14 protein-coding genes and 3 pseudogenes are annotated in these 19,755 nt (G+C 68.8%); 3 read left to right on the top strand and 14 right to left on the bottom strand.

What is annotated here, in order from left to right:
* Positions 1-6: 6 nt before the first annotated feature.
* From R0D99_RS00985 to def, 10 genes and pseudogenes are all read right to left on the bottom strand, one after another.
* Positions 7-798 carry a hypothetical protein gene (locus tag R0D99_RS00985; RefSeq protein ID WP_317749567.1) on the bottom strand — a complete coding sequence of 264 codons (792 nt, stop codon included), beginning with the start codon at positions 796-798 and terminating at the stop codon, positions 7-9.
* A gap of 16 nt (positions 799-814) precedes the next feature.
* Positions 815-2,248: a pyruvate kinase gene (gene pyk, locus R0D99_RS00980; protein ID WP_317749566.1), complete on the bottom strand. Its 1,434-nt coding sequence runs from the start codon at positions 2,246-2,248 to the stop codon at positions 815-817.
* 236 nt (positions 2,249-2,484) lie between these two features.
* Positions 2,485-4,113 carry a phospholipase D family protein gene (locus R0D99_RS00975; protein WP_317749565.1) on the bottom strand — a complete coding sequence of 543 codons (1,629 nt, stop codon included), beginning with the start codon at positions 4,111-4,113 and terminating at the stop codon, positions 2,485-2,487.
* 24 nt (positions 4,114-4,137) lie between these two features.
* Entirely contained in the window at positions 4,138-5,334 is a 1,197-nt protein-coding gene (locus R0D99_RS00970) for a phosphoglycerate kinase (RefSeq protein ID WP_317749564.1), read from the bottom strand.
* A gap of 146 nt (positions 5,335-5,480) precedes the next feature.
* Positions 5,481-5,828, bottom strand: coding sequence for an AzlD domain-containing protein (locus R0D99_RS00965; RefSeq protein WP_317749563.1), 348 nt, complete (start codon positions 5,826-5,828; stop codon positions 5,481-5,483).
* Complete coding sequence (locus tag R0D99_RS00960; RefSeq protein ID WP_317751167.1) at positions 5,821-6,585, bottom strand: AzlC family ABC transporter permease; 765 nt, start codon at positions 6,583-6,585, stop codon at positions 5,821-5,823. The genes R0D99_RS00965 and R0D99_RS00960 overlap by 8 nt, the downstream gene beginning before the upstream one ends.
* Positions 6,586-6,716: 131 nt before the next feature.
* Positions 6,717-7,382, bottom strand: a pseudogene (gene fmt / locus R0D99_RS17250) (methionyl-tRNA formyltransferase); the annotation flags it as partial.
* A 95-nt stretch (positions 7,383-7,477) separates the two neighbouring features.
* A pseudogene (locus R0D99_RS17245) lies at positions 7,478-7,792 on the bottom strand (methionyl-tRNA formyltransferase); the annotation flags it as partial.
* Between the two features lie 221 nt (positions 7,793-8,013).
* Positions 8,014-8,544: a hypothetical protein gene (locus R0D99_RS00950; RefSeq protein WP_317749562.1), complete on the bottom strand. Its 531-nt coding sequence runs from the start codon at positions 8,542-8,544 to the stop codon at positions 8,014-8,016.
* A complete protein-coding gene (def, locus tag R0D99_RS00945; protein WP_317749561.1) occupies positions 8,541-9,071 on the bottom strand; it encodes a peptide deformylase in 531 nt (176 codons plus the stop codon). Before def ends, R0D99_RS00950 begins: the two co-directional genes overlap by 4 nt.
* Before the next feature lie 155 nt (positions 9,072-9,226).
* Here def and R0D99_RS00940 point away from each other — a divergent pair, with 155 nt between their 5' ends.
* From R0D99_RS00940 to R0D99_RS00930, 3 genes are all read left to right on the top strand, one after another.
* The gene (locus R0D99_RS00940) at positions 9,227-10,483 is read left to right on the top strand and encodes a LysM peptidoglycan-binding domain-containing protein (RefSeq protein WP_317749560.1); all 1,257 of its coding nucleotides are present in this window, start codon (positions 9,227-9,229) and stop codon (positions 10,481-10,483) included.
* A 96-nt stretch (positions 10,484-10,579) separates the two neighbouring features.
* Positions 10,580-11,740: a DNA-processing protein DprA gene (dprA, locus tag R0D99_RS00935; RefSeq protein WP_317749559.1), complete on the top strand. Its 1,161-nt coding sequence runs from the start codon at positions 10,580-10,582 to the stop codon at positions 11,738-11,740.
* A gap of 113 nt (positions 11,741-11,853) precedes the next feature.
* Positions 11,854-12,339: a DUF494 domain-containing protein gene (locus R0D99_RS00930; RefSeq protein WP_317749558.1), complete on the top strand. Its 486-nt coding sequence runs from the start codon at positions 11,854-11,856 to the stop codon at positions 12,337-12,339.
* 211 nt (positions 12,340-12,550) lie between these two features.
* Here the strand turns inward: R0D99_RS00930 and secF are convergent, their stop codons facing one another.
* From secF to R0D99_RS00910, 4 genes and pseudogenes are all read right to left on the bottom strand, one after another.
* Positions 12,551-13,501: a protein translocase subunit SecF gene (gene secF, locus R0D99_RS00925; protein WP_317749557.1), complete on the bottom strand. Its 951-nt coding sequence runs from the start codon at positions 13,499-13,501 to the stop codon at positions 12,551-12,553.
* 101 nt (positions 13,502-13,602) lie between these two features.
* Positions 13,603-15,477, bottom strand: coding sequence for a protein translocase subunit SecD (gene secD, locus R0D99_RS00920; RefSeq protein ID WP_317749556.1), 1,875 nt, complete (start codon positions 15,475-15,477; stop codon positions 13,603-13,605).
* A gap of 63 nt (positions 15,478-15,540) precedes the next feature.
* Entirely contained in the window at positions 15,541-15,873 is a 333-nt protein-coding gene (gene yajC / locus R0D99_RS00915) for a preprotein translocase subunit YajC (RefSeq protein ID WP_317749555.1), read from the bottom strand.
* Between the two features lie 273 nt (positions 15,874-16,146).
* Positions 16,147-19,735, bottom strand: a pseudogene (locus tag R0D99_RS00910) (indolepyruvate ferredoxin oxidoreductase family protein).
* Positions 19,736-19,755: the final 20 nt, after the last annotated feature.

Below are 19,755 nucleotides of genomic sequence, written 5' to 3'. Positions count from 1 at the left end.
GGGGGCTTATGGCCGCACGGCGGCGCGCTGCAATTGCTGCAGCGCCTCGCGCAGGGGCGCATCGCTGACCGCGACGACGCCGACAAACGGCCGGTCGATCACATACACGGCATGCACCTGCACGGCGATCATCATGGCCAGCAGGGTGCCGATCCAGCGCGCCGAGCGCGGTTGCCGCCCATGCACCAGCGCGGCGAACACCAGCACCACGCCGGCGCAGATCACCAGCGCATGCCAGATGATCGACGGGATGTGGCCCGCGGCCACCACCAGCCGCGACTGGCGCGCGTCGGCCACCGACTGCACGGCCTGCCGCAGCGCGGCACGCAGCTCGGGCGGCTCGTCGGCAAAGCGGGTGATGGCTTCGGTGCGCAGGCGGTCCAGCCGCGCCTGGGTGTCGGCGTCGCCACCGCCGTCGGACATGCGGGGCCATTCGCGCGTCAGCGTGTGCTGTGCGTAATCGGCCAGCTGTGCGTGCCAGCCGGCGCTGGAGGCGGGCGCGGCGGCGCTGCCCAGCAGGCCCAGCGTGCGCAGGCCGGCTGCCTCGGCGCTCACGGCCCGTTCGGCGTCGTCAATGTCGCGCAACTCGACGTTGGCCAGCAGGGCCAGCCAGACCAGAAAACCCGCGGTCATGGCGGCCCCCACGGGCGGCACCAACCCGCCCACGGCCGCCTCGCGCGCCGGGTGGCGGCGCACCCAGCCGCAGATCAGCGTGGCCACGGCCAGCGCGGCGGCCACGAACAGCCCGTACACCCACAGGGCCGACGCCCACAGAGGCCAGTGCAGCAGAAAGCCCATCGCCGCCCCCCGTGCGTCAGCCGACGCGGCAGATCTTGAGCATGTTGGTGCCGCCGGGCGCACCCATCGGCTCGCCGCAGGTGATGGCGTAGACGTCGCCGGTGGCGACCACGCCCTGGCGCTTCAGGTAGGTTTCGGCCTGCGCCAGCGCGGCGTCGCGCTCGGCGGCGGTGTCCATCAGCATGGGGCGCACGTTGCGGTACAGCGCCATCTTGCGCTGCGTGCCCACCTTGGGCGTCAGCGCGTAGATGGGGATGCGCACGCGGTGGCGGCTCATCCACAGCGCGGTCGAGCCCGAATCGGTCAGCGCCACGATGGCCTTGGCGCCCAGGTGGTAGGCGGTGAACAGCGCGCCCATGGCGATCGACTGGTCGATGCGGTGGAAGGTGGCGCCGCTGAAGTCGGCGTCCAGCTCCACCGGGTCGTGCTCCTCGGCGGCCTGGCAGATGGCCGCCATCTCGCGCACCGTCTCCAGCGGGTATTTGCCGGCGGCGGTCTCGGCGCTCAGCATCACGGCGTCGGTGCCGTCCAGCACGGCGTTGGCCACGTCGCTCACCTCGGCGCGCGTGGGCACCGGCGCGTTGATCATGCTTTCCATCATCTGCGTGGCGGTGATGACCAGCTTGTCGGCGTCGCGCGCCATCTGGATCATCTTCTTCTGCAGCGCCGGCACCGCCGCATTGCCCACTTCCACCGCCAGGTCGCCCCGCGCCACCATGATGCCGTCGCTGGCCGCCAGGATCTCGACCAGCCGCGGAATGGCCTCGGCGCGCTCGATCTTGGCGATCAGCTGCGGCTTGTGGCCGTGCTCGGCGCCGGCCACGTTGCACAGCTGGCGCGCCATTTCCATGTCGGTGGCGGTCTTGGGAAAGCTCACCGCCACGTAGTCGGCCTTGAAGCTCATGGCGGTCTTGATGTCCTCCATGTCCTTGCCGGTGAGCGCCGGCGCGGTCAGCCCGCCGCCCTGCTTGTTGATGCCCTTGTTGTTGGACAGCTCGCCGCCCACCTTGACCACGGCATGCACGGCGTCGCCGCGCACTTCGCTCACCGTCAGCACGATCAGGCCGTCGTTCAGCAGCAGCGTGTCGCCGCGCTTCACGTCGCGCGGCAGCTCCTTGTAGTCCAGGCCGACGCCGTTCACGTCGCCGGGCTCCTTGCGCGCGGCGTCCAGCACGAAGGGCGCGCCGGGCACCAGTTGCACCTTGCCTTCGGCAAACTTGCCGACGCGAATCTTCGGGCCCTGCAGGTCGGCCATGATGGCCACCTCGCGCCCGGCGCGCTCCGACGCCTCGCGCACCAGCCGCGCCCGCTCGATGTGATCGGCCGCCGTGCCGTGGCTGAAATTGAGGCGCACCACGTGAACCCCGGCGCGGATCATTTCTTCCAGCAGCGCGGGATCGCTGGACGCAGGACCAAGGGTGGCGACGATTTTGGTGGCGCGGTAGCTCATGGGAATCCGATGAAAAGGCAGACGTTCATTCTGGCACGCGGTCGTGACGATGAGGCGTGCACCGGGCGGCACGGCGTGGCGCGGGTTCTGTGGATGCCCCTTCGGCACGCGAACACCAGTCAGACCGCCCGTCAACCTGCAGCGGCCGCCGCGATGGCGTCCATCGAGTCATTTAGTGCCAAAAAGCCCGCCATCGCTTGCCCCTTAAGCGCATACAGCTATCTATATAATAGCAATTACAGCTGCGACTCAATCGGCAGCCAGCCCAGCCACCACACCAGGGTGCGCAGCAGGGCGCTGGTCTGCGGCTCGTCGGACCAGGCTGCGCCGTCGTCGCCGTGCCAGCGCAGGGCATCGCCGTCCAGCGCCACGCGCCAGGCCGCGGCGGGGGCGGCGCCGCGCTCGAACAGGCGCATCAGCTCCGCCGCCAGCGCCGCGTCGTCGAACACCACGCCCATTTCGGTGTTGAGCTGGGCCGAGCGCGGATCAAAATTGAACGAGCCGACGAAACCGCGCGCGCCGTCCACCACGAAGGCCTTGGTGTGCAGGCTGGCGCCGCTGGAGCCGATCAGCTCGCGCCCGCGCGCGTCGCCGCCGGGCTTCAGTTCGAACAACTGCACGCCGTGCTGCAGCAGCGGGCGGCGCCAGCGCTGGTAGCCGGCGTGCACCACCGGCACGTCGGTGGCGGCCAGCGCGTTGGTGAGCACGCGCACGTCCACCCCGCGCGTGGCCTGGCCGGCCAGCAGCAGGGTGCCGGCGTCGCCGGGCACGAAGTACGGCGAGATCAGCCAGCTTTGCCGCCGGGCCGAAAACAGCAGCGCCATCACGTCGTGCAGCAGCCAGCCGGGGCGGTCGCGCGCGCCGGCCAGGGGCGCGGCTTTTTCGGGCGGGTCGGACAGCACGCGCAGGCTGTCGCTCCAGTGCAGGACGACGTCGTCGCCCGTCAGCTTGTCGGCCAGCCGGCGCGGATCGCCCAGCGCACGCACCCAGTCGGAGGCGCGGGCGTCGGCCAGCAGCGCCTGGCGCCAGGCCGACAGCTCGTCGGCCGTGGGCGGCGGGGCGTTGGACTTGAGCGCGGCGAGCGGAATTACTTCGGCGCTGGACCAAAAGCGGTCGAAGATCGCGCTGGCCTGTGCCACGGCGGGGCCGAGCAGCAGCAGGTCGGCGTCGTGGAAGTTCATGCGCTGTGCGGCGTCGAAATATTCGTCGCCGATGTTGCGGCCGCCCACCAGCGCCACGCGGTTGTCGGCGATCCAAGCCTTGTTGTGCATGCGGCGGTTGAAGCCGACGAAGCGCAGCGCCATCTCCAGCGCGCGCACCACGCTGCTGGCGCGGTTGCGGGCGGGGTTGAACAGGCGCACTTCCAGGTTGGGGTGCGCGTCCAGCGCCAGCAGCACGCGGTCGCGCGCCGGGCCGTTCATGTCGTCGATGAGCAGGCGCACCCGCACGCCGCGGCGCGCGGCGGCCAGCAGTTCGTGCTTGAGCAGGTTGCCGGTCAGGTCGCCGCGCCAGATGTAGGACATCACGTCCAGGCTGCGCCCGGCTTCGCGGGCCGACTGCGCGCGCAGCGCGAAGGCCTGCACGTTGTCGGCCACCAGCGCCGCGCCGCTCTGGTCCAGCCGCGCCGCCAGCAAGGGCGCGACCGCGCGGTCGAGTGCGGTGGCCTCAGGCTGCACGGCCAGCGCCGTGCCCGGCGCGCCACGCGCGCGGGCCGCAAACTGGCCCCACGACCAGAGCGACAGCGCCGACAGCAGCGCCAGCACCGCCAGCGCGATCAGGCCGCGGCGCAGCCAGCGCCGCCACGCGGGCACATCATCGAACGGCGAGCCGCGGCGGCCCTTTCTGAACGACGGCAGGCCCGCCACGCCGTGTGCCCCGGCCCGCTCGGGTCAGGCGCCGGCGGCGCGCTTTTCCAGGATCTCGAACGCGGGCAGCTTCTTGCCTTCCAGCACTTCCAGGAAGGCGCCGCCGCCGGTGGAGATGTAGCCGATGTCGTGGTCGATGCCGTACTTGGCAATCGCCGCCAGCGTGTCGCCGCCGCCGGCGATGCTGAAGGCGTCGCTCTGTGCGATGGCCTGGGCGATGGTCTTGGTGCCGTTTTCGAATGGCGCCATCTCGAACACGCCGACCGGGCCGTTCCAGACGATGGTGCCGGCCGCCTTCAACTGCGCGGCCAGCTTGGCGGCGGTGTCGGGGCCGATGTCGAGGATCATGTCGTCGGGCTGCACGTCGCGCGCGGCCTTGACCTCGGCCTTGGCGTCGGCCTTAAATTCCTTGGCCGTCACGACGTCGGTGGGGATCGGCACTTCGGCGCCACGCGCCTTCATGGCGTCGATCACCGCCTTGGCATCCTGAACCAGGTCGGGCTCGGCCAGGCTCTTGCCGATGGGCAGGCCGGCCGCCAGCATGAAGGTGTTGGCGATGCCGCCGCCGACGATCAGCTGGTCGACGTTGTGGGCCAGCGACTGCAGGATGGTCAGCTTGGTGCTGACCTTGCTGCCAGCGACGATGGCGACCAGCGGCCGCTTCGGGTTGGCCAGCGCCTTGGAGATGGCGTCGATCTCGGCCGCCAGCAGCGGGCCGGCGCAGGCAATGGGCGCAAACTGCGCAATGCCGTAGGTGGTGCCTTCGGCGCGGTGCGCGGTGCCAAAGGCATCGTTCACGTAAATGTCGCAAAGTGCGGCCATCTTGCGCGAAAGCGCTTCATCGTTCTTCTTTTCGCCTTTGTTGACGCGGCAGTTCTCGAGCAGCACGACCTGGCCCGGCTGCACCTGCACACCGTCCACCCAGTCGGCCACCAGCGGCACCTCGCGGCCCAGCAGCTCGGACAGGCGCCTGGCCACGGGCGCCAGCGAATCGGCGGGCTTGAACTCACCCTCGGTCGGGCGGCCCAGGTGGCTGGTCACCATGACGGCGGCGCCGGCGTCCAGCGCCTGCTGGATGCAGGGCACGCTGGCGCGGATGCGCGTGTCTTCGGTGATGCGGCCGTCGGCGTCCTGCGGCACGTTCAGGTCGGCCCGGATGAAGACGCGTTGGCCCTTGGCCTTGCCTTGGGCGCACAGATCGGAAAAGCGCAGGACGTTCATGGTGATGGCGATGCAGCGGTAATGAAGAAAAGGGACGCTCGGCGGCGCGCGGCGATGGCGCCATTTTACGGCCCGGCGGGGCGCGGCCGGCTGACGCAGATCAGAGCCCAAAGTGGCGCTTGCGCTGGCCGGATCAGCGCAGTGCGCTACCAATTCAATAGTATGCGCAGCGGCAGGTAAACCGCCATGCCGACCGCGATGGCGCCCACCAGCGCAAAGCGCCAGCGGCTGCGCCAGAAGTAGAACGCCGCGCCCGCCAGCGCGCCCCAAGTGCGGGCGTCGCGCAGCAGGTTGCCGAACACGCCCTGGGTCAGCAGCAAGTCGGGCGCGATCACGGCCGCCAGCGCGGCGATGGGCGCGTACTGCAGGCCGCGCTGCGCCCAATCGGGCAGGCGCCATTCGCGCTCGCTGATGAAGAAGAAGCAGCGCGTCAGCACCGTGACCACCGTCATGCCCACGATGACCAGCAGCGTCCAGCCGTCGGTTTCACGCATGGGCGCCCCCTGCGTGCGCCGCGCCGGGCGCGGGCGACGATACCGCGGGGCCGGCGCCGGCCGGCGCGTCGTCGTCCTTGCGGGCCGCGGGCGGGGGCGGCGGGCGGCGCATGGGCTCGAGCGCCAGGCAGATGGCCACCGCCACCACGATGGCGGCGACGATGTTCAGGCGATACGGCAGCGCAAACAGCACCACCGCCGCTGCGGCCGCCATCAGCGCCGACAGCGCGCGCATGCGGGTGGTGGCCAGCGAGCAGGTCACCGCCAGCAGCGCCAGCGTGCCGGCAAATTCCAGCCCCCAGCGCTGCGGCAGCGCGGCGCCGAGAAAGATGCCGGCAAAACCGAAGCTTTGCCAGAACACCCAGTTGCAGCAGTTACCACCCCACAGGTAGGCCATCTGCGCGCGCCGCTGGCGTTCGGTCTCGGCCGGCTTGGGAAAGCGCCGGGTAAACAGCACGTAGGTCACGTCGCCGGTAAAGTAGCCGAGCCAAAGGCGACGTGATCGCGGCAAAAACATGAAGTAATCGCGCAGATGCAGGCTGAAGACGACAAATCGCAGGTTGACGCAAAACGCCGTGGCCAGGATGACCCACAGCGGCGCGCCGGCGGCGATGAGCGGAATGGCCGCCAGCTGCGCGCTGCCGGCAAACACCAGCAGCGACATCAGCACCGCTTCGGTCACGCTCATGCCGCTCTTGACCATGGCCACGCCGGTCATGAACGACCACACGGTCATGCCGACCGAGATGCCCGACATTTCACGCGCGCCCACCCAGAACAGCGGGTGGCGCGCGGTGTGGGCAAAGGCCTCGACGCGGCCCGCCACCCAGCGGCCCAGCCGGCCGTGCGGGGTCAGATCGCCCGGCGGCTCGGGCGGCAGCGGCATGTTCACGGCGCGGCGCCTTCCGCCGGCGCGGCGCCGAACACCTGGCCGGCGCGCAGCGCAAAGCCGCGCAGGAAGTCCTGCGCCGGCAGGCGCTTGCCGCCCGCGCGCTGCAGTTGCGTCAGGCGCAGCACGCCCTCGCCGCAGGCCACGCGCACGCCCTGCTCGTTGACCGACAGAATCTGGCCTGGGCGCTGATCAGGAGCGGGTAGAGCGCTATCTATTTCAGAGTGCCACAGCTTCACCGTTTCGCCGTCGACGCTGCTGCTGGCGCCCGGAAACGGGTCGAACGCGCGGATGCGGCGCTCGATCACGGCGGCGGGCTGGCGCCAGTCGATGGCGGCTTCGTGCTTCTCGATCTTGTGCGCGTAGGTCACGCCGTCGGCGGGCTGCGGGGTGGCGCTCAGGCCGCCGCAAGCGGCCAGCTCCAGCGCCTCCACGATCAGGCGGCCGCCCAGCGCGGCCAGTTCATCGTGCAGCGTGGCGGTGGTGGCGTGCGGGCCGATGGGCAGGCGTTCGGCCAGCAGCATGTCGCCGGTGTCAAGGCCGGCGTCCATCTGCATGATGGTGACACCTGTCTCGGCATCGCCCGCCTCGATGGCGCGGTGAATGGGCGCCGCGCCGCGCCAACGCGGCAGCAGCGAGGCGTGGATGTTCAGGCAGCCCAGGCGCGAACCCTGGCCCCCCACGCGCCACGGCTGCGCCTGTTGCGCTGCCCCCCCGAGGGGGCCTTCGTGCCTTCGGACGGCCGCGCGGCGCTCATGTCATCCAGCACCCACTGCGGCAGGATCAGCCCGTAGGCGGCGACCACCATCACGTCGGGCTGGGCGGCTTCCAGGGCGGCGCGCGCGGCGGCGGCGTCATCCGGGTACTTGCCGTCGAGCCGCAGGCTGATGGGCTGCGCCACGGCAATACCGTGCGCCTGCGCCAATTGCTTGACCGGCGAAGCCTGCGGCTTCATGCCGCGGCCGGCGGGCCGGTCGGGCTGGGTCAGCACCAGCGGCACACTGAAACCCGCGGCCAGTAACTGCTGCAGCGCCACGCGGGCAAATTCGGGGGTGCCGGCAAAGGCGACTTTCATGCTCATTTTTTAATAGCTGTCTGCGCTGACTGCGCAAGCGCCAGAGGAGGTTTCGATAGATATTCAGGCGTCCATCGGCGCTGAACACCGCGTCCGGCACACGCCGGTCGTCGCATCGCAAGCCACGCGGGGCACGCCGTGGCCGGACCTGCGCCGGCCACCGGCGTGGTCCCCCTCCCTCAGAAGAGGGGAAAGGCGCCGCAGGCGACTCAGGGGGTGCTTCATCGGGTATCCGGCACGTCTGGCAGCGGCTCGTCGCCGCTGGACCAGCCGCGCACCACGCCGCTGCGGTCGATGTCGATGTGCAGCAGGCGCCAGACCGGGCCGTCGGCGTAGCGCCACAGCCAGATGTCGCCGTCGAAGTTGTGCACGCCCACCACCCGCGCGGGCGGGCCGTATTCGCGCAGCACGTCGGCACGCGTCCAGTGGTCGGGCCGGATGCGCTCGGGGAACAAGGCTTCGGACAGCGCCTGCTCGACGCGCGCCACGCGGCCCTGGGCGTCCAGGTCGATGTTGAACACGCGCTGGCCGGCCGGCTGGTAGGTGTATTGCAGGCGCTCGCCCGCGCCGCCCGCTGCCGGGTAGCGCGCGGTGGGCGGCCCCAGGTATTGCACGACCGCCGCCTGCGGCGTGCCGGGGGCCACGCGTCCGGGCTCGGCCAGCAGGGCGCAGCCGCCAAGCCACGCGGCCAGGCCCAGCGCCAGCAGGCGGGCCGTCAGGCGCACGGCGGCACCGGCGCGCCGCGCGGTCAAGCCAGCTCCCGGGCCTTGTCCGCCTTGTCCTGGCGCTCCGACTTGAGCAGTTTGGTCTTGATGCGCCCCTGCTTGAGCGGCGACAGGTATTCGACAAACACCTTGCCGACCAGGTGGTCCATTTCGTGCTGGATGCAGACCGCCAGCAGGCCGTCGGCCTCGATCTCGTGCGGCTGGCCATGTTCGTCGAACGCGCGCACGCGCACGCGCTCGGCGCGCTCCACGCCGTCGTAGATGCCGGGCACCGACAGGCAGCCTTCGTCGCCCCGGATGCGCTCGTCGCTGGTCCAGGTGAGTTCGGGGTTGATCAGCACCAGGCGCTGGTCGCGCTCTTCCGACACGTCGATCACGATCAGGCGCTCGTGCACGTCCACCTGCGTGGCGGCCAGGCCGATGCCCTTGGCTTCGTACATGGTGTCGAACATGTCGGCCACCAGCTGGCGCAGCCGCGCGTCGAACGCGGCCACGGGCCGCGCCACCTTGTGCAGGCGCGCGTCGGGATATCGAAGAATGGGTAGCAGGGCCATGGATTGCGGGATCAGGATGTGGGTATTTTCGCCACTTTTGCACTTTCGCGCAGGGCACTCAGGGGGAATGGATTGCCGTATCGGGGGCGCGAAAGCAGAATGTGCAATGCTTGCAAAGTAAGAACCTGTTGCAACGTGTACGCTTACTTATCAAAATGAAACTAATTTCTACAGTCGCCTCGCGCGCACCGGTCTTGCCGCTCGGGCTGCTGGTGCTTGCGCTGTCGAACGCGTCGCCGGCTTATGCCCAATCGGCCGCCAGCCGCCCCGTGCTGCCGCAGCAGCGCGCCACGGCGCAGCAGGTGGCGGCCCAAGGCGTGCCGCTGTCCGCGCTGGCGCCCAACGCGCCCGAGGAACACACGGTGCGCCGCGGCGACACGCTGTGGCGCATTGCCGGTGTGTTTCTGCAGTCGCCCTGGCGCTGGCCCGAGCTGTGGGGCATGAACCTGCAGGACATCCGCAACCCGCACCTCATCTACCCCGGCCAGCAGCTGTACCTGGAACGCGTGGGCGACCGCGCCTACCTGCGCGCGCGCCGCTCGGGCGAAGGCCAGGTGGGCCAGACGGTGCGCGTGTCGCCGCGCAACCGGGTCGAGGTGCTGGGCACCGGCCCGCTGCCCACGCTGGAGCCGCACCTGATCGAGCCCTTCCTGGCCGAACCGCTGGTGGTGGACGACGACACCTTCCAGCGCGCACCACGCATCGTGGCGCTGGCCAACCAGAGCCGCGTGCTGGTGGCCAAGGGTGACCGCGCCTACGTGCGCGGGCCGGCCGATGCGCCGCTGCTGAAGGCGCCCGGCCTGCCCACCGACTTCCGCGTGTTCCGCACCGCCACCGCGCTGAAAGACCCGGTGAGCGGCGAAATCCTGGGCTACGAAGGCCAGTACGTCGGCCAGGCCGCGCTGGTGCGGGGCGAGAGCGAGGTGGACGACATCGTGCCTTCCGCCTGGCGCATCGGCTCCAGCAGCACGCCCCGGCCCACGCCGGTGCCGGCCACCATTGACGTGGTCAGCAGCAAGGAAGAGATGAAGGCGGGCGACCGCCTGCTGCCCGAACCGCCGCGCGAATACCGCAACTACGTGCCGCACGCGCCCGACCTGCCGATCGACGCGCGCGTGGTGTCGGTGCATGGCAACGCGGTGCGCTTCGTGGGCCAGAACCAGATCGTCGTCATCAACAAGGGCCTGCGCGATGGTGTGGAAAGCGGCCACGTGCTGGCAGTGATGTCGACCGGCCCGCAGCTGGTGGACAAGACCGACAAGTCGCGCCCCGTGATGCGCCTGCCCGACGAGCGCAACGGCCTGGCCATGGTGTTCCGCCCGTTCGAGCGCGTGTCGTACGCGCTGGTGATGCAGATCACCAACCCGGTGCAGGTGGGGGACAAGATGATGAACCCCACGACCTTGCCTTGAGCGGCGGACGCCGCTTTCGCCCGTCGTTTTCAGGACAGGGCACGGCGCCGGCATGCGGGTCAGAATCCTGCATGACCTTGCCTGAACCCGCCGCGCATGGACCCCGTTGAACTGCAAGCCTGGCTGCGCCTGACGTTGACGCCGGGCATCGGCAACGACGCCGCACGCCGCCTGCTGGCGGCCTTTGGACTGCCGCAGGCCATCTTCGACCAGCCGTCCACCGCCCTGCGCCAGTTGCTGACGCCCGCGCAAGCCAGCGCCCTGGCGCAGCCGCCCGACACGCTGGCGGCGCAACTGCGCGCCACGCTCGACTGGCTGGACGCGGCGCAGGCCGGCGTGGCGCGGCGCGTCATCACGCTGGGCGACGCCGCGTATCCCGCGCCGCTGCTCGCCACCGAAGACCCGCCGTGCCTGCTGTATGCCATGGGCCAGGTGCCGGGCAGCGCCGGTGCGCCACATTGGCCCCACCGCGCGTTGGCCATGGTCGGCAGCCGCAACCCCACGCCGCAAGGGGCGCAAAATGCGCGCCAGTTCGCGCGCGCCCTGGCGGCGAGCGGCGTGACGGTGGTGTCGGGCCTGGCCTTGGGCATCGACGGCGCGGCGCACGAAGGCGCGCTGGACGGCGCCAGCGCCGACCTGCTCGCCACCGTCGCCGTGGTCGGCACCGGCATTGACCGCGTCTACCCGCGCCAGCACCTCGACCTGGCGCACCGCATCGCGGCGCGCGGCGTGATCGTCAGCGAATACCCGCTGGGCACGCCGCCGCTGCCACCCAACTTTCCCAAACGCAACCGCCTGATCGCCGGCTTGAGCCAGGGCACGCTGGTGGTCGAGGCCGCGTTGCAGTCCGGCTCGCTCATCACCGGGCGACTGGCGGTGGAGCAAGGCAAGGAGGTGTTCGCAATTCCCGGCTCCATCCACAGCCCGCAGTCGCGCGGCTGCCATGCGCTGATTCGCCAGGGCGCCAAGCTGGTCGAAACGGCGCAGGATGTGCTGGAAGAATTGCGCTGGCCGGGCACCGTCAACGCTATCACTATTGAAGCATCAGACGGCGTACAGACTGCGCACAGTGCCGACACAAGCCATGAAGACGAGCTGCTGCAGGCCCTGGGCGCCGACCCCGTCAGCCTGGACGCGCTGCTGGCCCGCACCGGGCTGGACACGGCGACGCTGCAGGCGGGCCTGCTGACGCTGGAACTCGACGGTCGCGTGGGCCGGCTGCCGGGCGGCCTGTTTCAGCGGCTGGGCAGCGCGTGACACGTGCAGCCGCACGGCGTGTGCCGCGCGCAGCGCACGCGCGGGGCTGACGGTACCCCGTCCGCGCCGCAGTTCAGCCCTTCCGGGCACGGGCCAGGTGCTATATTGACCCGATGTACGAAGTGCTGGTGTACGTGTACGAGAACTACGGTGGCGGCGGCGACAGCCCCGACCGCCATCAGCTGGGCCGGCGCCTGTCGAGCGCGGGCTTCGAGCGCAGCGACATCCAGCAGGCGCTGCAGTGGCTGGACGGCCTGGATTGCGCGGCCGGCGGCATCCATGTGCCGCAGACACCGGACGCGCCCGCTGCGACCTGGCCAGCCGCGCCCGGCAGCCTGCGCATCTACAGCCCGCGCGAGATGGCCCATCTGGGCCGCGAAGGCATCGCCTGCCTGATGTTCCTGGAAGAAGCTGGCGCGCTGTCGCCCGAGTTGCGCGAGCTGGTGATCGAGCGCGCACTGGCCGCCTCGGACGAACCCATGGCGCTGGGCGACCTGAAGATCATCGTGATGATGGTGTACTGGCGCATGGGCGCCAGCCCCGGGGCACTGGTGCTGGACGAGTTGTGCGACGACGCCGGCCGCCGCGTGGCGCACTGAAGGTTTCGCCCCGCTGCGCCTGCCCAGACTGCGCCGGTAGCTACATTTAATGTAGCAACTGGTCGGGCTGGGCGTTGAGCTTTTCGAGCGCCGTGCGGGTGGCGCTATGACCATATTGCGAGTCAAAAAGGCCACTCGCCAAGATAGGTGATGGCAACACCGACGATGGCCTATTTGATCGCAACCCGGAGGGAACAAGCGTGAACAGGCCCTAGACGACGGCGCCGGAATTCGGGTCGCTGGCGTCGTGCTCCTTGCGGCCGCCCTTGACCAGGTCTTCGCGCTTGATCCCCAGCCACATGGCGATGGCGGCGGCCACGAACACCGACGAATAGATGCCGAACAGGATACCAATCGTCAGCGCCACGGAGAAGTAGTGCAGCGTCTCGCCGCCGAACAGCAGCATCGACAGCACCATGACCTGGGTCGAGCCGTGCGTGATGATGGTGCGGCTGATGTTGGCGGTGATCGAGTTGTTGATGATCTCCACCGTGCTCATCTTGCGGTAGCGCCGGAAGTTTTCGCGGATGCGGTCGAAGATGACCACCGACTCGTTCACCGAATAGCCCAGCACCGCCAGGATCGCCGCCAGCACCGAGAGCGAGAACTCCCACTGGAAAAAGGCGAAGAAGCCCATGATGATGATCACGTCGTGCAGGTTGGCAATGATGCCGGCCACGGCGTATTTCCACTCGAAGCGCATCGACAGGTAGATCATGATGCCGATGACCACGAAGGCCAGCGCCTTCAGGCCGTCGGTCGTCAGCTCTTGCCCCACTTGCGGACCGACGAATTCGGTGCGCCGCAACTGCACGTCGGGCGTGGCGGCCTTCAGCGCCTGCAGCACCTGCTCGCTTTGCTGGGCCGACGTCTTGCCTTGCTGCACCGGCAGGCGGATCAGCACGTCGCGTGCGGTGCCGAAGTTCTGCACCTGCACGTCGCCATAGCCGAGCGACGCCACGGTGCCGCGCACCTTGCCGAGGTCGGCCGCCTGGCTGTAGCTGACCTCCATCACCGTGCCGCCGGTGAATTCGACCGACAGGTGCAACCCGCGCGTGATGAGGAAGAACACCGCCAGCACGAAGGTGGCGATCGATATGACGTTGAACACCAACGCATAGCGCATGAAGGGGATGTCACGCCCGATCTTGAAAAACTCCATCTGACTGTCCTATTCTTGAGGTGGAGTTTTCAGTGCAGGCTCACATCTGCGCGAAGCGCATGTGATGCCGAAACTAAGAATTCCATGTGCATCGCTCCCGATCAGGCCTGTTTGTCCGCCACCGCCTCGGGGGCAGGGCGCCACACGGTGCCGATCGACACCGTCTTGAGTTTCTTCTGCCGCCCGTACCAGAAGTTCACCAGCCCGCGCGAGAAGAACACGGCCGAGAACATGGACGTCAGGATGCCGATGCAGTGCACCACCGCGAAGCCTCGCACCGGGCCGGAACCAAAGGCCAGCAGCGCCAGGCCGGCGATCAGCGACGTGACGTTGGAGTCAAGGATGGTGGCCCACGCACGGTCGTAGCCGGCGTGGATGGCCGCCTGCGGCGAGGCACCGCCGCGCAGCTCCTCGCGGATGCGTTCGTTGATCAGCACGTTGGCGTCGATCGCCATGCCGAGCGTCAGCGCCACGGCCGCGATGCCGGGCAGCGTCAGCGTGGCCTGCAGCATGGACAGGATGGCCACCAGCAGCAGCAGGTTGAACGACAGCGCGATGGCCGAGAACATGCCGAACAGGTGGTAATAGATGACCATGAACACCACGATGGCCAGGAAGCCCCAGGTCACGCTGTGGAAGCCCTTGCTGATGTTCTCGGCGCCCAGGCTGGGGCCGATGGTGCGCTCCTCGATGATCTCCATCGGCGCCGCCAGCGAGCCGGCGCGCAGCAGCAGCGCCAGGTCATTGGCCTCCACGGTGGTCATCGAGCCCGAGATCTGGAAGCGCGTGCCCAGTTCGGCCTGGATCACCGGCGCGGTCAGCACCTCGCCCTTGCCCTTTTCGAACAGCACGATGGCCATGCGCTTCTTCAGGTTCTCGCGGCTGACGTCGCGCATCACGCGGCCGCCCTTGGCGTCCACCGTCAGGTCGACCTTGGGCTGCTGCGTCTGCTGGTCAAAACCGGGCTGCGCATCGGTCAGGCTGTCGCCGGTCAGGATGACCTGGCGCTTGACGATGACCGGGCGGCCATCGCGCTCCAGGAATTTCTCCGAACCAAATGGCACCGGGCCACCCGCTTCGGCGGCGCGGCCCTCGGCGCTTTCGTCGACCAGGCGCATCTCCAGCGTGGCGGTGCGACCCAGGATGTCCTTGGCCTTGGCCGTGTCCTGCACGCCGGGCAACTGGACCACCACACGGTCGGCGCCCTGCTGCTGGATCACCGGCTCAGCCACGCCGAGTTCGTTGACGCGGTTGTGCAGCGTGGTGATGTTCTGCTTGACGGCGTCGGTCTGCACCTTTTGCAGCGCCTGCGGCTTGAAGGTGGCCACCAGGCGCGGCTCGGCGTCGGCCGTCTGCTCGACCTGCAGGTCGGGCATGGTGTCGACGATGACGCGACGGGCGGCCTCCAGCGTGGCGGCATCGCGCGCGCGGATGTCGATGCTGTTGCCCTCGCGGCTGATGCCGCCGTGGCGCACATCCTTCTCGCGCAGGGACACGCGGATGTCGTTGGCCAGCGTGTCCAGGCGCTTGGTGATGGCGGTGCGCATATCCACCTGCAGCATGAAGTGCACGCCGCCACGCAGGTCAAGGCCCAGGTACATCGGCTTGGCGTTGAGCGCGGCCAGCCACGCGGGCGAACGCGGCACCAGGTTCAGCGCCACGATGTGCGACGGATCGGCCGCATCGGGGTTCAGCGCACGCTCGATGGCGTCCTTGGCCTTGAGCTGGATGTCCGGCGAATCGAAGCGCGCCCAGACGGAATGGCCCTCCAATGTCAGGCGCTGCGGCGTCACATTGGCGGTCTTCAGCGCGCTTTCAACCCGCGACAGGGTCTCGTTATCCACCCGCGTGGTCGCCTTGCCGGCCGACACCTGCACCGCGGGCGACTCGCCAAAGAAGTTGGGCAAGGTGTAGATCGCCGCCACCACCAGCGTGATGAGGATGACGATGTATTTCCAGACGGGGTAGCGGTTCATGGCGGAACGAATTGAAGACAGCGGGGCAGCGAAGGCGTGAACCGCCCCGATGCGAGTCGGCGCTTACTTGATGGTTCCCTTGGGCAGCACCTGCACCACGGCGCTGCGCTGCATCTGCACCTCGACACCATTGGCCACCTGCAGGCCGAGGCTGGTGTCGGACAGCGAAGTCACCTTGCCCAGCAGACCACCCGCCGTGACGACTTCGTCGCCCTTGGCCAGGGCGTCGATCATGGCGCGATGCTCCTTCTGCTTCTTCATCTGCGGACGGATCATGATGAAATACAGCACCACGAACATGAGCAGCAAAGGCAGCATGCTCATCAGCGATGAACTCATGTCACCGGCAGGGGCGGCAGCGGGGGCGGCTTGGGCGAAAGCGCTGGAAATGAACACGGCGGATTCCTGAAAATGGGGGTCGGGTCAACAGGCGGGGGCTCATGGAAGGCACCCGCCCACTGTGTGCGGCGCGCGCCCCAGTGGACGCGCGGGTAACTGCGTATTGTAGTTAGGCAGGCCTGCCGCCGAAAACCCGTCCCAGGCCGGGCCAATTTCCAGCCCGCCTGGACTGGTCGATTAGGGGGGCACCTCGGATTGCTGCTCAGCCCCCTATGGATCCGGCACCACCACGGAACGTTGTGCGCCGCGGCCGCGACCCGCACGGGCAGATCAGGCGATCTGACGCGCCGGCTGCGCTGCCGGCTGGCGATACTGCGCCATCAGCGCGCTCCAGCGCTCGCGCGCCGCCTTCAGGTTGCGCTCCTTCACGTGGCCGTAGCCTTTGATCTGGTCGGGAATGCGCGCAATGTCGACCGCGGTGGCGTGGTTGTCGGCGTTCAGCGACTTCAGCACTTCCTCGATGCTGGCGCGGTACTGCTGGATCAGCGCGCGCTCGGTCTGGCGCTCCTCCGTCTTGCCGAAGATGTCGAATGCGCCGCCACGCAGGCCCTTGAGTTTGGCCAGCAGCCTGAAGTTGCGCAGCATCGATGGGCCGTACTTCTTCTTCACCATCTCGCCCTTTTCGTTGCGGTCGGCCGTCATGGGCGGCGCGAGGTGGTAGTTGATGGTGTAGTCGCCCTCGAACATGTCCTCGATGCGCTTGAGGAACGCCGGGTCGCTGTGCAGGCGCGCCACTTCGTACTCGTCCTTGTAGGCCATCAGCTTGAACAGGTAGCGCGCCACGGCTTCGGAAAGCGCCGTCTTCCCCAGCCGGGCCTCTTCCTGCTGCACCTTCGCCACGAAGTCGCGGTAGGTCTGCGCATAGGCAGCGTTCTGGTAGCCGGTCAGGAACTCGACGCGCCGCGCAATGATGGATTCGATGGTTTCGCGCTTCTTGAACTCGATCACCTGCGCCCCGCCGGCGCCGGCCAGCAGGCGCTCGACGCGGGCGCGGTCGTGCGCGGCCTGACGACCCCATTCGAAGGCGGTCTTGTTGTTCTCGACCTGCACGTTGTTCAGCTCAATCGCGCGCATCAGCGATTCGCGCGTCAGCGGCACCCAGCCCTTTTGCCAGGCGTAGCCCAGCAGCATCGGGTTGACGTACAGCGTGTCGCCCATCAACTGGCTGGCCACGGCGTCGGCGTCGAACATCGACAGGCCCGACGGCCCGACGGCGCGGCCGATGTCGGCAGCGCAGCGCTCCGACGGGTTCTGCCACGCGCTGTCCTTGACGAACGCCGCCGTCGGCGTGCCATGCGAATTCAGCGCCACATGCGTGCGCCCTTCGCGCATGCGCAACACGGTTTCCTTGTTGGCGGCCACGATGGGGTCGCAGCCGATGATCAGGTCGGCCGCCGCCATGCCCACCCGGGTGGTGCGGATGTCGTCCTGCGTGGCGCCGATCAGCACGTGGCTCCAGGTGGCGCCACCCTTTTGCGCCAGGCCCGCCGCGTCCTGCGTGACGATGCCCTTGCCTTCCATGTGCGCGGCCATGCCCAGCAACTGGCCGATGGTGATGACGCCGGTGCCGCCCACACCCGCCACCACGATGCCCCAGGCGCCGCCGGGTTGCGGCTCGGCGATGCGTGGCTCAGGGACAGCGCCCAGCTCGAACGGTGAGGCGCCCGACTTGGCCTTGGCCTTTTTCTTGAGTTGCCCGCCCTCCACGGTGATGAAGCTGGGGCAGAAGCCGTTGACGCAGGAATAGTCCTTGTTGCAGGTGCTCTGGTTGATGGTGCGCTTGCGGCCGAACTCGGTCTCCAGCGGCTCGACGCTGAGGCAGTTGCTCTTCACGCTGCAATCACCGCAGCCCTCGCACACCAGCTCGTTGATGACGACGCGCTTGGCCGGGTCGACCATCTTGCCGCGCTTGCGGCGGCGGCGCTTTTCGGTGGCGCAGGTCTGGTCGTAGATGATGACCGTGGTGCCGGGAATCTCGCGGAATTCGCGCTGGATGGCGTCGAGCTTGTCGCGATGATGGATCTCGATGCCGTCGGGCAGACCCTTGGCCTGCGCGCCTTCGTACTTCTCGGGCTCGTCGGTCACCACGCAGATCTTGGCCGCGCCTTCGGCACGCATGTTCTGCGCGATCTGGATCACCGACAACCCCTCGGGCCGCTCGCCGATCTGCTGGCCGCCGGTCATGGCCACGGCGTCGTTGTAGAGAATCTTGTAGGTGATGTTGACGCCCGCCGTCACCGCCTGGCGCACCGCCAGCGAACCGCTGTGGTAGTAGGTGCCGTCGCCCAGGTTGGCGAACATGTGCTGGTCGGTGCTGAACGGCTGCTGCCCGACCCACGGCACGCCCTCGCCGCCCATCTGCGTGAAGCCGACGGTGCTGCGGTCCATCCAGATCGTCATGAAATGGCAGCCGATGCCCGCCATGGCGCGCGAACCCTCGGGCACGCGCGTGCTGGTGTTGTGCGGGCAGCCCGAGCAGAACCACGGCAGGCGGTCGGCGCCGCTGCCGGCGCTTTGCAGCACCTGCATGGTCTGCTCCGACGCGTCGAGGATGGCCAGTTGCCGGTCCAGCCGCGCCGTCATGTCGGCGTCGATGTCCAGCTTTTTCAGCCGCGCGGCGATGGCGCGGGCGATCAGCGCAGGCGTCAGGTCGGCCGTGGCGCGCAGCAGCGTGTCCGACGTCGGGTTGGCGCGCGCCCACTCGCCGCCCGGCGCGCCGTCGTTCTCGATGTACTTGCCCAGCACGTTGGGGCGCACGTCGGGGCGCCAGTTGTAAAGCTGCTCCTTCAGCTGGTATTCGATGACCTGGCGCTTTTCTTCCACCACCAGGATTTCCTTCAGACCGGTGGCGAAGTCGCGCGTGATCTGCGCCTCGAGCGGCCACACCACGTTGACCTTGTGCAGGCGGATGCCCATGTGGCGGCAGGTGGCGTCGTCCAGCCCCAGGTCGAGCAGCGCCTGGCGCGTGTCGTTGTAGGCCTTGCCGCTGGCGATGATGCCGAAGCGATCATGAGGCCCTTCAATCACGTTGTAGTTCAGCCGGTTGGCGCGCACATAGGCCAGCGCGGCGTACCACTTGTAGTTGAACAGGCGCTCTTCCTGCGGCAGCGCGGCATCGGGCCAGCGGATGTGCACGCCGCCCGGCGGCATCTGGAAGTCGGTGGGCAGCTGGATCTGCACCCGCTCGGGGTCGATCAGCGCGGTGGCGCTGGATTCAACCACCTCCTGGATCGTCTTCATGCCGGTCCACACGCCGGCATAGCGGCTCATGGCAAAACCGTGCACGCCCAGGTCCAGGATTTCCTGCACCGTGGACGGGAAGAACACCGGCAGGCCGCAGGCCTTGAAGATGTGGTCGCTCTGGTGCGCGGCGGTGCTGCTCTTGGCCACGTGGTCGTCACCGGCCACCGCCATCACGCCGCCCCACGGCGTGGTGCCCGCCATGTTGGCATGCTTGAACACGTCGGAGCAGCGGTCTACGCCCGGGCCCTTGCCGTACCAGATGCCGAACACGCCGTCGAACTTGTTGCTGCCGGGCGGCGCAAAACCCAGCTGCTGCGTGCCCCAGAGGGCCGTGGCCGCCAGCTCCTCGTTCACCCCCCGGCTGGAACACGATGTTCTGCGCCTCCAGGTGCTTGCGTGCGCCCCACAGCGCCTGGTCGTAGCCGCCCAGCGGCGAGCCGCGGTAACCGCTGACGAAGCCCGCCGTGTTCTTGCCGGCCAGCGCGTCGCGCTGGCGCTGCAGCATCGGCAGCTTGACCAGCGCCTGCACGCCGCTCATGAAGGCGCGGCCGTAGTCGAGGCTGTACTTGTCGTCGAGCGTGACGGTTTCAAGCGCCTTGCGGATGTGCTCGGGCAGGGGGGGCGTTCATCGTGTTG

It is taken from the genome of Ottowia sp. SB7-C50, assembly GCF_033110285.1.
GTDB lineage: Bacteria > Pseudomonadota > Gammaproteobacteria > Burkholderiales > Burkholderiaceae_C > Ottowia.
The sequence above is the reverse complement of the archived record's forward strand: the minus strand, read 5'-3'. Positions and strand labels throughout refer to the sequence as shown.

What these genes read in the sequence shown, in the direction of transcription:
- R0D99_RS00985 (WP_317749567.1), bottom strand. Translation starts at nt 798, where the DNA reads ATGGGCTTTCTGCTGCACTGGCCTCTGTGGGCGTCGGCCCTGTGGGTG.
- pyk (WP_317749566.1), bottom strand. Translation starts at nt 2,248, where the DNA reads ATGAGCTACCGCGCCACCAAAATCGTCGCCACCCTTGGTCCTGCGTCC.
- R0D99_RS00970 (WP_317749564.1), bottom strand. Translation starts at nt 5,334, where the DNA reads ATGAACGTCCTGCGCTTTTCCGATCTGTGCGCCCAAGGCAAGGCCAAG.
- R0D99_RS00965 (WP_317749563.1), bottom strand. Translation starts at nt 5,828, where the DNA reads ATGCGTGAAACCGACGGCTGGACGCTGCTGGTCATCGTGGGCATGACG.
- R0D99_RS00960 (WP_317751167.1), bottom strand. Translation starts at nt 6,585, where the DNA reads ATGTCGGGCATCTCGGTCGGCATGACCGTGTGGTCGTTCATGACCGGC.
- def (WP_317749561.1), bottom strand. Translation starts at nt 9,071, where the DNA reads ATGGCCCTGCTACCCATTCTTCGATATCCCGACGCGCGCCTGCACAAG.
- R0D99_RS00940 (WP_317749560.1), top strand. Translation starts at nt 9,227, where the DNA reads ATGAAACTAATTTCTACAGTCGCCTCGCGCGCACCGGTCTTGCCGCTC.
- dprA (WP_317749559.1), top strand. Translation starts at nt 10,580, where the DNA reads ATGGACCCCGTTGAACTGCAAGCCTGGCTGCGCCTGACGTTGACGCCG.
- R0D99_RS00930 (WP_317749558.1), top strand. Translation starts at nt 11,854, where the DNA reads ATGTACGAAGTGCTGGTGTACGTGTACGAGAACTACGGTGGCGGCGGC.
- secF (WP_317749557.1), bottom strand. Translation starts at nt 13,501, where the DNA reads ATGGAGTTTTTCAAGATCGGGCGTGACATCCCCTTCATGCGCTATGCG.
- secD (WP_317749556.1), bottom strand. Translation starts at nt 15,477, where the DNA reads ATGAACCGCTACCCCGTCTGGAAATACATCGTCATCCTCATCACGCTG.